General features: G+C 72.7%; 6 protein-coding genes and 1 pseudogene. 6 read left to right on the forward strand and 1 reads right to left on the reverse strand.

The genetic code is table 11. The features are described from left to right. Positions 1-7 precede the first annotated feature (7 nt). A complete protein-coding gene (locus tag IH61_RS0105050; protein WP_234327030.1) occupies positions 8-3,925 on the forward strand; it encodes a beta-N-acetylglucosaminidase domain-containing protein in 3,918 nt (1,305 codons plus the stop codon). Positions 3,926-4,204: 279 nt separating this feature from the next. On the opposite strand, the pseudogene IH61_RS0105055 reads toward IH61_RS0105050, so the two are convergent. Further along, positions 4,205-4,714 (reverse strand): annotated as a pseudogene (locus IH61_RS0105055) (HNH endonuclease); the annotation flags it as partial. 494 nt (positions 4,715-5,208) lie between these two features. Here IH61_RS0105055 and IH61_RS0105060 point away from each other — a divergent pair. The 5 genes from IH61_RS0105060 to IH61_RS0105080 all read left to right on the forward strand — a co-directional run bounded on the left by IH61_RS0105060 (position 5,209) and on the right by IH61_RS0105080 (position 11,884). Beyond that, positions 5,209-6,414 (forward strand): mechanosensitive ion channel family protein, encoded by a 1,206-nt coding sequence (locus IH61_RS0105060; RefSeq protein ID WP_234327031.1) that lies wholly within the window; start codon positions 5,209-5,211, stop codon positions 6,412-6,414. Positions 6,415-6,738: 324 nt separating this feature from the next. After that, the gene (locus IH61_RS0105065) at positions 6,739-7,248 is read left to right on the forward strand and encodes an NUDIX domain-containing protein (protein WP_031065504.1); all 510 of its coding nucleotides are present in this window, start codon (positions 6,739-6,741) and stop codon (positions 7,246-7,248) included. Between the two features lie 926 nt (positions 7,249-8,174). Then, positions 8,175-9,365 carry an ROK family transcriptional regulator gene (locus IH61_RS0105070; RefSeq protein WP_031065507.1) on the forward strand — a complete coding sequence of 397 codons (1,191 nt, stop codon included), beginning with the start codon at positions 8,175-8,177 and terminating at the stop codon, positions 9,363-9,365. A 120-nt stretch (positions 9,366-9,485) separates the two neighbouring features. Beyond that, positions 9,486-10,841 (forward strand): ABC transporter substrate-binding protein, encoded by a 1,356-nt coding sequence (locus IH61_RS0105075; RefSeq protein ID WP_031065511.1) that lies wholly within the window; start codon positions 9,486-9,488, stop codon positions 10,839-10,841. A gap of 26 nt (positions 10,842-10,867) precedes the next feature. Continuing rightward, positions 10,868-11,884, forward strand: coding sequence for a carbohydrate ABC transporter permease (locus IH61_RS0105080; RefSeq protein WP_078910836.1), 1,017 nt, complete (start codon positions 10,868-10,870; stop codon positions 11,882-11,884). Position 11,885: the final 1 nt, after the last annotated feature.

The raw sequence follows: 11,885 nt of genomic DNA on the forward strand, positions 1-11,885 counted from the left end.
GGCTCCCGTGCAAGCCCGAGTGTCCGAGGCGGCAGGGCGTCGGCTGCGGCAGCAGGTGGAGCAGAGCCCGGCGCTGCGCGAGGTTCTCCACCACCCGGCGGCGCTCGCGGCCCGGCGGGCCACCGCGCGGACCTGCCGTCAGCTCGCCCCCAGGACGGCCGACCGGCTGATCGCCGACCTGAAGGGCACCGCGCCCCTGCTCCCCTCCGTCCGCGCCGAGCGCGCCTCCCGGGCCGAGCGCCGGCCCGCGGCCACCGCCGTACGGATCGCCGCCGGTGTCGCGGCCGCCGCCGTGGTCGGCGGGCTGCTCGCCGGGCCGGTGCCGGGCGCCGCGTACGCCGCCACCCCCGGGCCGGGCACCGTCAGCACCGCGCCGCAGACCCCGCTGGGCAGCGTGACCAACCCCCAGGTCTTCCCCCGGCCGCAGGAGCAGACCGTCGCGGGCAAGGCCGTCACCGTGCCCGCCACCGTCACCCTGGTGCCCACCGACAAGGCCGACCAGGGCGCCCTCGACGCCGTCCGCGAGGTGCTCGCCGTCGCCGGCGCCACCGACGTCTCCCCGCAGCCGGACGGCGGCACCCCCGCCGCCGGCTCCCTGGTCGTCTACGTCGGCGGCCCCGCCGAGGGCGCCGGCGGCGAGGTGGACCGCACCCTGCGCTCCCTCGCCACCGCCGCCGGCGCCAAGGACGGCGCCGCGCCCGGCCTCGAGGGCCTGCCCTCCGGCGGCTACGTCCTGTCGGCCGGTCAGCTGCCCGCCCAGGGCGGCGGCACCTACGGCGCCGTCGTGCTCGCCGGCGCCGACTCCGCCGGCACCTTCTACGCCGCCCAGAGCCTGCGCCAGCTGCTCGCCGCCGTCCCCGCCGGCCAGGGCCAGGCCCCCGGCGCGGCCGGTCTGGGCCTGCCCGGCATCGCCCTGCGCGACTGGCCCACCGGCGCCGCCCTGCGCGGCACCGCCGAGGGCTTCTACGGCACCCCGTGGACGGCCCGCCAGCGCCTGGACCAGATCGAGTTCCTCGGCCGGGGCAAGCAGAACTTCTACCTCTACGCCCCCGGCGACGACCCGTACCGCCGCGCCGACTGGCGCACCCCCTACCCCACCGCCCAGCAGGACGACCTGCGCGCCCTCGCCTCCCGGGCCCGGAAGAACCACGTCACCCTCGCCTACGCGATCGACCCCGGCCAGTCGCTCTGCTACAGCTCCGACAAGGACACGGACGCCCTGGTCGCCAAGCTGGACGGGCTGCGCAAGCTCGGCTTCACCGCCTTCCAGCTGCAGTTCCTGGACGTCAGCTACACCGAGTGGCACTGCGACGACGACCACGACGAGTACGGCTCCGGGCCCGCCGCCGCCGCCAAGGCCCAGGCCCAGCTGGTCAAGAAGGTCCAGGACCGGCTGATCGCCAAGAACCCGGGCCTGGCGCCGCTGTCCGTCGTGCCCACCGAGTACCACCAGCAGGGCGCCACCCCGTACCGCAAGGCGCTCGCCGACGCGCTGCCCGCCGGGGTGCAGGTCGCCTGGAGCGGGGTCGGCGTGATCCCGGAGAAGATCACCGGCGCCCAGGCGTCCGAGACCGGCGCGCTGTACGGGCACCCGCTGATCACCATGGACAACTACCCGGTCAACGACTCCAGCCCCGACCGGCTCTTCCTCGGCGCCTACACCGGCCGCGACCCCGAACTGGCCACCCGCTCGGCCGCGCTGGTCACCGGCGCGATGCGCCAGCCCGTCGCCTCCCGGATAGCGCTCTCCACGGCCGGGGACTTCGCCTGGAACCCCGCCGGCTACAAGCCCGCCGAGTCCTGGCAGGCCGCCGTGCGCTCGCTGGCCGGCCCCACCGCCGACGGCACCACCCCGGCCGGCTCGGCGCTGTCCGCCGTCACCGCGCTGGCCGGCAACAGCTCCTCCTCGCCGCTGGCCAAGCAGGAGTCCGCGTACCTGACCCCGCTCATGGACCAGTTCTGGGCCGCCGCCGAACCCACCTCCGGCGCCTCCCCCGACCTGGCGAAGCTGACGGCGGCCGCCGCGCCGCTGCGCGAGTCCTTCGCCGCGATGGCCTCCGCCCAGGAGACCCTGGCCGGCACCGCGGCCACCGCCCAGCTGGCCGCGGAGGCTTCGCCCTGGCTCGGCCCGCTGCACGACTACGGGCTGGCCGGGCAGTCCGCCCTGGACATGCTCGTCGCCCAGCACGGCGGCGACGGCGCGGCGGCCTGGAAGGCCCGCGTCCAGCTCAACCAGCTGCGCGAGAAACTCGCCACCAGCCCCGCCACCATCGGCGCGGGCGTGCTCGGCCCCTTCCTGGAGCGGGCCGTGCGGGCCGCCGACAACTGGGCCGGCGTCGCGGGCGGCGGCGTCACCCCGACCTCCACCATGGGCACCGCCCAGGACCACCTGCCCGCCCTGATGGCGGACGGCAGGGCCGACACCTTCTACTGGAGCTCCGCTCCCCCGCAGCCCGGCGACGCCGTCGGCCTGGACCTCGGCGCCGGCCGGCCCGTCGGCTCCGTCACCGTGCTGATGGGCGGCTGGGGCGACGGCCAGGACGCGCGCACCGCCGCCGACGACTACATCCGCGACGGCGTGCTGGAGTACACCACCGGCGAGGGCGGCTGGAAACAGCTGGCCGTCGCGAAGAACCAGAAGGCCGTCAGCGCCCAGCTGCCGCCCGGCACCGTCGTCCGGGCCGTCCGGCTGCGGGCCACCGCCGCGCAGAAGACCGCCGTGGCCGTGCGCGAGTTCACCGTCACCGCACCCGACGAGGCCCCCGCCAGCGTCTCCGGCGGCCCGGCCGCGCTTCCCGGCTCCTCGGCCGCCGCCGTCCTGGACGGCAACCCGGACACCGCCTACCGCGCCGCCGTCGCGCCCACCGCGCAGGACGAGCCGCTCACCCTCGAGCTGGGCTCCGCCCGCCCGCTGGACCGGCTCACCGTGCTCACCGACCCGAACGTGAAGGCCACTGCCACCGTCGCGGTGCGCCGCCCGGACGGCACCTGGACCACCATCGGCACCGTCCAGCCCGGCTACAACGAGCTGCCGGCCGGCGGGCAGCTCGCCGACGCCTTCCGGATGACCTGGAAGCCCGGCGGCGACCCGCCCGTCGTCAACCAGGTGATCCCCTGGTACGCGGACACCCCCGCGGCCCGGCTCAGCCTCGCCGACCCGGCCCTGGACGTGGTGGCCGGCGCGGCCTCCCCCGCCAGGACCCAGGCCACCGTCGAGGCCGGCCGGCCCGAGGGCACCACCGGCGCGCTCAGCGCCGAGGTGCCGGCCGCCGCCAAGGGCCTGACCGTGGCCCCGGCGGGCGGGGTGAGCGTGCCGCGCGGCGGGCGCGTCGGCGTCCCGCTGCTGGTCACGGCCGCGCCGGGCACCCCGTCCGGGACGTACCCGATACCGGTCACCTACGCCGCCGGGTCGACCACCGTGCGCCAGGTGCTCCAGGTGCACGTGGTGCCGCCCACCGGCGGCCCGGACCTCGCCGTCGGCGCCAAGGCCACCTCCTCGGGCGACGAGACCGCGAACTTCCCCGCCTCGGCGATCGCCGACGGCGACCCGAAGACCCGCTGGTCCTCCCCCGCCAAGGACGACGCCTGGGTGCAGCTCGAGCTGCCGCAGCCCGTCCGCCTGGGCTCGGCGGTGCTGCACTGGCAGGCCGCGTACGCCGCCTCGTACAGGATCCAGGTCTCGGCGGACGGCAGCACCTGGACGGACGCCGCCACCGTGGACAACGGCCGCGGCGGGGACGAGACGGTGCGCTTCGACGCCCAGGGCGTGCGCTTCCTGCGCGTGCAGGGCGTGGCGCGGGCCACCAAGTACGGGTACTCGCTGTGGGGCGTCGAGCTGTACGCCGTCTCCGCACCGGCGCAGCCGCCCGTGGCCCCCGTGGCCCCCGTGCCGCCCGCCTCGGCCGCCCCGCCCGCGAAGCCGTAGCGGGAACGCGAAGCCGTAGGGGACGAGCGAAGCCGTGGAGGAAAAGCGGCGGGCCGCCGGACTCCCCGGATACGGGGGGCGCGGCGGCCCATGAGGCGCGTACCGGCAGTGCACTGACGGGCGGGCCCTGTGTCGCTTCGGTCAGGCGGAGAGCGGTTCGGGCTGCTCGCCGCGGCGGACGGGGGTGGGGTGGGCGCCGTGTGCCCGGCCCAGTGGGACGGTGTGGGCCGGCGGCTCGATATGGTCGTGGTGCTCGTACTCGCCCCACTGCGGGGCGCGCAGCTGGTCACCGCCGCCGTACGGCTCCAGGTAGGGCCGCCAGCGCGGATCCTTGATGCCGGTGCCGATGATCCTCCAGGCGAGGCCCGTCGGCGGCGCCGGCGGGCGCTTCATCCGCCAGCCGAGTTCGGTCAGGTGGCGGTCGGCCTTGGTGTGGTTGCAGCGGCGGCAGGCGGCCACCACGTTGTCCCACCGGTGCTGGCCGCCCCGGCTGCGCGGGATGACGTGGTCGACGCTGGTGGCGGCGGCCCCGCAGTAGACACAACGGCCGTGATCGCGGGCGAACAGCGCCCGGCGGGTGAGCGGGACGGGCCCGCAGAACGGGACCCGGACGAACCGGGTCAGACGGACGACGGACGGCGCCGGTAGGGCGCTGGTGGCGCTGTGCAGAGTGACTTCCGAGTCCTCCAGGCTGACCGCCTTGTGGTTGAGGACGAGGATGAGTGCGCGGCGCATCGATACGACGCCGAGTGGCTCGTAGGACGCGTTGAGGACCAGGACATGCGGCACGGATGCCTCCTTGGACGCCTGCGGCGCGTGGCTCGCGCCGGGACGAGCGGTTGGATCACGCAACGAGTGGGTGATCTCCACCAGTGTCGCCTTACGCCTTCGTACGGCGCCACCACTCCTGTGTAACGGACCCGGTGTGAACTTCGGGTGTGCTTTCCGTCATGGGCGGTATGCCCTGGCAAGGGTCGCATTGCACCCTGTGCCCCGGCGGCGCGGCGCGGCGGCCCTCCCGGGGGAAGGATCCGCCGGTCGGAGCAGTGCGGGCGGCGGGCGTGGCCGGGAGCGCACGGGGGCGTTGACGGGGCGTCCGCGACGGTTCGTGCGCCCGGGGGCGAGCGGGGGCGAGTTCGGGGGTGGGTTCGGGGGAGAGTTCGTGCCCGTTCCCCGGCGTGTCAGAACGAGTCTTCGGCGGCGGATAGGCTAGCGCGCACGGTCCGCGGGCCGCTCGTCGGCGGTGCGGACCGGTAACGCCCCCTGCAAGGAAGGTCCGCACCGTGTTCCGCTCCGGCGCCACCGGCCCCGTCGACGCCCCCCCGGTGCTCTCCACACCGACGCCGACCCCCAGCCCCACCGCACCGGGCCTGCCCAACCTCGACCTGCGCATCCCCACCAGCGCGCAGGAGGTCAGCGACACCACCAAGCAGGCCGCCTCCTGGTTCGACGAGCACTGGCAGAGCTGGCTGGCGAGCGGACTGCGGATCGTCCTGATCCTGGTGCTGGCCCTGGTGCTGCGGGCCGTGGTGCGCAAGCTCATCACCCAGCTGATAACGCGGATGGCGCGCTCGAACGACAGCCACGAGGAGAGCCGCCTGGGCGGACTGCTCGCCAACCACGGGGTCGTGAACCCGGAGCGGCGCAAGCAGCGCTCGGAGGCGATCGGCTCGGTGCTGCGCAGCGTGGCCTCGTTCAGCATCATGGGCACGGCCGCGCTGATGATCCTCGGCGCACTCGGAGTCAACCTGGCGCCACTGCTGGCGAGCGCCGGTGTCGCCGGTGTGGCGATCGGTTTCGGCGCCCGCAACCTGGTGACGGACTTCCTCTCCGGGGTCTTCATGATCATGGAGGACCAGTACGGCGTCGGCGACGAGATCGACACCGGGGTCGCCACCGGCACCGTGCTCGAGGTCGGCCTGCGGGTGACCAAGCTGCGCGGCGCCAACGGCGAGATCTGGTACATCCGCAACGGCGAGGTCAAGCGGATCGCCAACATGAGCCAGGGCTGGTCGACGGCCTCCGTGGACGTCCAGGTCGCCTACAAGGAGGACCTGCCCCGGGTCGAGGCACTGATCGAGGAGACCGCGGAGGCCCTGACCAAGGAACCCCCCTACGACGAACTGGTCTGGGCCCCGCTCTCCATCCTCGGCGTGGAATCGGTCGCCGCGGACTCGGTCATCGTGCGACTGGAGACCCGCACGGCCCCGGGCAAGGCCCCGGTGGTCTCCCGGGCGCTGCGCCAGCGCCTCAAGGCCGCCTTCGACGAGGCCGGCATCAAGGTCAAGGAGGACACCCCGACCGCCGCCGCAGCCGCCGCTGCCGCCGCCTCCGCCGTGGTGGTCGCCTCGGCAACGGCCACCACCCCACTCACCCCACCCGCCGACGCCGCCCCCCCGTCCGCCCTCGCCGACCCGGCCTCCCCCCGCTACAAGGCCGCCGAACCCATCCCGTCCCCCAAGCCGTCGGACGACCTGGCGAAGCCGTAGGGAACGGGGCGAATCAGCAAGCACGGTCCGGCGCACTTCCTCTGCGCCGGACCGTGGCCATTTCGGACGCGCTGTCAGACGAGCCCGAAGTCGAACTCCCCATGAGCCACCGCCGCGATGAAGGCGGCGTGCACCTCGGCGGTCAGGGCCAGGGCGGGTCCCTCAGGGTCTCTACCGACCAGCCACCCCCGCTGGGCGCGCGCTGGACGACCTCGGCGACCTGCTCGGGCAGCACCGTGAGTACCTGGCACGATTCGATGAGGCACGCAGAGCCCGGCAGCTCCTGCTTGCCGACATCATCCCGTCGCCTCGGGGAGGTGTGAAGTGAAGCCTGCGCCCACCGACACCGATGCTTGGAACGCACATCTCGCCGAAGGCAACGCCCGGCAAGCCCGCAAACGCGTCTCGGCCGACGTGATCCTGCGGGACCACGCCGGTCGCGTCCTGACCGTCAACCCGACCTACAAGGAAGGTTGGGACCTGCCCGGCGGGATGGCTGAGTCCAACGAGCCGCCGGACGCCGCTGCGGTGCGAGAACTTCGCGAGGAACTGGGCTTGGAAATCTCCGTCCACCGCCTGCTGGTGGTGGACTGGGTCGCGCCGCACGGGCCGTGGGACGACCAACTCGCCTTCATCTTCGACGCGGGCATCCTCCAGTCCGACCTGGCAGCATGCCTGCGCCCGCGCGACGATGAGCTGTCCGAGGCCGTCTTCCTCCCCACCCCGGAGGTCGCCGACCGCCTGCGCCCCCGTCAACGCAACCGCTTCGCCGCCGCCGTCCGAGCACTGTCGGACGGCCGCGCCCGGTATCTGCACAACGGGATCGCAGCGTGATCCAACTCCCGCCCGCCCCTTCGTTGCCGCTTCGGCCCTGCCGAAGCGGCAACGAGCGACAAAGCCACTTCCGTTTCCAGGTGCCGTCCCCCGGCCAGTCGGTGGACGACACCCCAGATTCTCCGCTTTTCATTTCAAAGGATGTGACAGGGCGCATTGGAAGCCGGGCCCCTGAACCCTAGGAGCATGGTGCTTGTCGGCCTGACTTTGGGCGGCGGCCTCCTCACCGGAGGAGGCCGCCGCACTTGGCCCTATTGGTGTTGTGCCCTCGCCGGTCGGCGAGGGCACAACACCAATAGGGCCATCCTCCATTCAACCCATGGTGAGCGGCTTCCCATGCTGCTGCCCCTCAGCCTCTCCCGGCTTCTGCGCAGGAAGTCGGCCCAGCCGACTTCCTGCGCAGGGTTCCGGTTCCGGCGGCCCCGGCCTGGCCGGGGCCGCCGTTGGTGTGTGTCTGTGTGCTTCCGGCAAGGGTGGGCGGGTCTCGGGCGGGCCCGGGTGGTTGCACCCGAGCCCGCAAAGTTGTGCTGTTTATCCCCGCTGCCCGCCGGAACCTTCCGGCGGGCAGCGGAAATAATCGCGTGCCGCTGAACTTCTTGCCCTGCACAGGAAGTCGAACGGGCCGACTTCCTGTGCAGCGTTCGAACTCCGGCGGCCCCGGCCAGAACTGGCCGGGGCCGCCGGGTGTGCATTTCCGGTGAGGGCGGGAGGGCGGGTGGGGCCCTTTTTCCGCTCATCCTTATTCATGGCGGGGCGGCACGGTTGAGGGCGGCACGGACTCGTGGGGTGGCCGGTAACGCTTCGGCATCCACCGGTGGAGCGGGCATTGACACTCCGCTGACGTCGGCCGTACGGTCCATGTCCAAGCGACTGGAAAGTTTCCTAACAGTTCACCGTCGGAGACCCGGAAGAGGAGGATGCCGCCCATGGCCGGAAGCTCCGCGAAGGCGCCCCTCGCCGGGACGCCGAGTCTGCTGCGGGCGATCAACGACCGTGCCGCGCTCGAGCTGTTGCTGGCGAACGGGCCGCTCTCCCGTACGCAGATCGGGAGCCTGACGGGGCTGTCCAAGCCGACCGCCTCGCAGTTGCTGGCGCGGCTGGAGGCGGCCGGGCTGGTCGTGCCGGTCGGCACCACGGCCGGTGGGCCCGGGCCCAACGCGCAGCTGTACCAGGTGAATCCGGCCGCCGGGTACGTCGCCGGGCTGGATGTGACCCCCAGCGGGATCCGCGTCGCCGTCGCCGACATCACCGGCACCACGCTCGCCGAGCACACCGAGCCGACCAAGGGCGTGCCGGCCGCCGAGACCGTCGCCGTCGCGGCCGCCGCCACCGCGAAGGTCGTACGGGCCGTCGGGCTCCCCGAGGGCAGCCTGCGCACCGTCGCGATCGGCATCGGCGGCGCCCCCGACCCCGTCACCGGCAAGCTGCGCTACGCCTCCCACCTGCCCGGCTGGCATTCGCCGCGCCTGGTGGAGGAGTTGACGGAGGCCATCGGCGCGCCGGTGTCGATCGAGAACGACGTGAACCTGGCCGCCGTCGCCGAGCAGGCGGGCGGCGCCGCGGCGGGTCACGAGGACTTCGTCCTACTCTGGGCCGGGGCGGGCGTCGGCGCCGCGATCGTGATCGCGGGGCGGCTGTACCGAGGGTTCACCGGCGTCGCCGGGGAGGTCGGCTACATGCCGGTGCCCGGCGCACCGATCGAGTGGGACGCCCGGCGCCGCAGTCACGGCGGGTTCCAGGACATGGTCGGCGCACAGGCCGTCCGGGCCCTGGCCCGTGAGTACGGACTCGGCGCGCCCACCGCCGAGGAGTCGATCGCCAGAGCTCTGGAGACCCCGGACGCCGGCGATGCCTTCCTCACCGAACTGGCCCGCAGGCTCGCCGTCGGGCTGGCCGCGATCGTGACCGTGCTGGACCCCCGGTTGGTGGTCCTCTCCGGTGCGGTGCCGAGTGCGGGCGGCGAACGCCTGCGCGCGCTCGTCGAGGACGAACTGGCCCGGATCTCCATCGCCCGGCCGCCCGTCCGCAGCAGTGCCCTGTCCGGTTCGCCCGTCCTCCTCGGCGCACTTCAGCGCGCCCTGGCGGATGCCCGCGAGGCGGTCTTCTCCACCCACTGACGCTCCCCTGTCACCTGCTCCCCGCACCCACCTGCTCCCCGCACCCACCTCTCCCCAACCCCCCGAACGCGGGCGCCGAGGCAACGACGCCTGCCCGCGCACCCCCTGGAGGACCCCGAAGTGCTCGCCACCACCTCCCGCAGAGGCCGCCGCACCGCCGCCGCCCTCGCCGGCACCGCCGTCCTGGCCCTGCTCGCCTCCGCCTGCACCGGTTCCAGCGACTCGGGCGGCACCGACGACTCGGCCAGCGGCAAGGACGTCACCATCACCTTCTGGCACGGCTGGAGCCAGGACAACGAGCTCAAGGCGATCAACGACAACATCGCCGCCTTCGAGAAGGCCCACCCGAACATCCACGTCAAGGCGGTCGGGAACGTCGCCGACGACAAGGTCAACCAGGCCCTGCGGGCCGGCGGCGACGACGCGCCCGACGTGGTGTCCTCCTTCACCACCAACAACGTCGGCATGTTCTGTTCGACCAAGGTGTTCCTCGACCTCAAGCCGCTGCTGGACAAGTCCGGCATCGACCCGGCCAAGACCTTCCCGGCCACGATGCTCAACTACACCCAGTACAAGGGCAACCAGTGCTCGCTGCCGCTGCTCGGCGACGCGTACGGCCTGTACTACAACAGGAAGGCGTTCGCGGCGGCCGGCATCGCGAACCCCCCGAAGACCTTCAGCGAGTTCGCCGCCGACGCGAAGCTGCTGACCCAGACCGACGGCGACTCGTACAAGCAGCTCGGCTTCATGCCGCTGTACCACGGCTACGAGTCCACCACCGAGCACTACCTCGGCCAGTACGGCGCCACCTACTTCGGCCCGGACGGCAAGTCGAACATCGCCACCGACCCCAAGGTCGCCGCGATGCTCAAGTGGCAGAAGGACATGGTCGACCAGCTCGGCGGCTACGCCAAGCTCGACAAGTTCCGCTCCACCTTCGGCGAGGAGTTCAGCGCCAAGAACCCCTTCAACACCGGCCAGGTCGCGATGATCCTCGACGGTGAGTGGCGCACCGCCTCCCTCGCCGCCTCCAAGCCCGACTTCGAGTGGGCCACCGCGCCGTTCCCCGTCCCGGACGACCAGGCCGACAGCTGGGGCCGCGGCTACCAGACCGGCACCATCGTCGGCATCGCGAGCACCAGCAAGAAGCAGGCCGCGTCCTGGGAACTGGTCAAGTTCCTGACCACCGACACCGACGCGCTGGTCAACTTCGCCAACGAGATCCACAACGTGCCCAGCACCTTCGCCGCGCTGGACTCGCCGAAGCTCCAGGCCGACGCCAACTTCAAGACCTTCATGGACATCGCCAAGAACAAGAACTCCGGCACCACCCCGCCGGTCGCCAACGGCGGCGCCTACATGGTCACCCTGCAGGGCCTCGGCTACGACATCGAGTCGGGCAAGCAGACCGACGTGGCGGCGGGCCTGGCCGCCACCGCCAAGCAGATCGACACCGACCTCGCCCAGGCCAAGTAGCGGCCGCGGTCCACGGAAGTCCCCCCATGTCACTCGCGTTCGGCACCCGCAAGGGCTCAGCCCCCGAAGGCCCCGCCGGACCGACCGACCCGGCGGCGCTCTCCTCGCAGCAGCAGCTGCGACGGAAGCGCCGCCGGGAGGCGGCCCGCACCCTCGCCTTCCTCTCCCCCTGGCTGGTCGGTTTCAGCGTCTTCTTCGTCTACCCGCTGGTCTCCACCGCCTACTTCTCCTTCACCTCGTACAACGGCGTCGGCGCCGCGAAGTTCGACGGCCTGAACAACTGGGACTACGTCTTCAACGACATGCCGGCCTTCTGGCAGGGCCTGCGGAACACCCTGTGGCTGGTCGTCGTCATGGTGACCCTGCGGGTCGCCTTCGGCCTCGGCATCGGCATGCTGATCACCAAGGTCAGGACCGGCGTCAGCTTCTTCCGCACGGCGTTCTACCTGCCCTACCTGGCCCCGCCGGTGGCCGCGACCGTCGCCTTCGCCTTCCTGCTCAACCCCGGCACCGGCCCGCTCAACCATCTGCTCGGCGAGCTCGGGCTGCCGCAGCCCGGCTGGTTCTCCGACCCGGACTGGTCCAAGCCCGCGCTCACCCTGCTCGCCATGTGGGGCGTCGGCGACCTGATGGTCATCTTCATGGCCTCGCTGCTGGACGTGCCCAAGGAGCAGTACGAGGCGGCCGAACTCGACGGCGCCGGCCCGTTCCAGAAGTTCCGGTACGTCACGCTGCCGAACATCTCGCCGATCATCATGTTCGCGGTGGTCACCGGCGTGATCCAGACCATGCAGTACTACACACAGGCGATCGTCGCCGGGAAGGTCGCCAGCGGCATCGCCGGCAACTCCGGCCAGCAGTTCGAGCCCGGATACCCGAACGGCTCCACCTGGACCCTGCCGCAGATGGTCTACAACACGGGTTTCCTGCGCTTCAACTACGGCGCGGCCTGTGTCATCGCCATGGTGCTGTTCGCCATCTCGATGGCCGTCACCTCGATCCTGCTCCGCCGCCGGTCCGGCTTCATGGCGAGCGACGACTAGC

Origin of the sequence: Streptomyces sp. NRRL WC-3742, from assembly GCF_000720635.1 — a bacterium.
In the GTDB taxonomy this organism is placed as follows: domain Bacteria; phylum Actinomycetota; class Actinomycetes; order Streptomycetales; family Streptomycetaceae; genus Kitasatospora.

Bases quoted from the DNA above. Each gene is read 5' to 3' on its own strand.
- IH61_RS0105080 (WP_078910836.1), top strand. From the start codon at position 10,868: ATGTCACTCGCGTTCGGCACCCGCAAGGGCTCAGCCCCCGAAGGCCCC.
- IH61_RS0105070 (WP_031065507.1), top strand. From the start codon at position 8,175: ATGGCCGGAAGCTCCGCGAAGGCGCCCCTCGCCGGGACGCCGAGTCTG.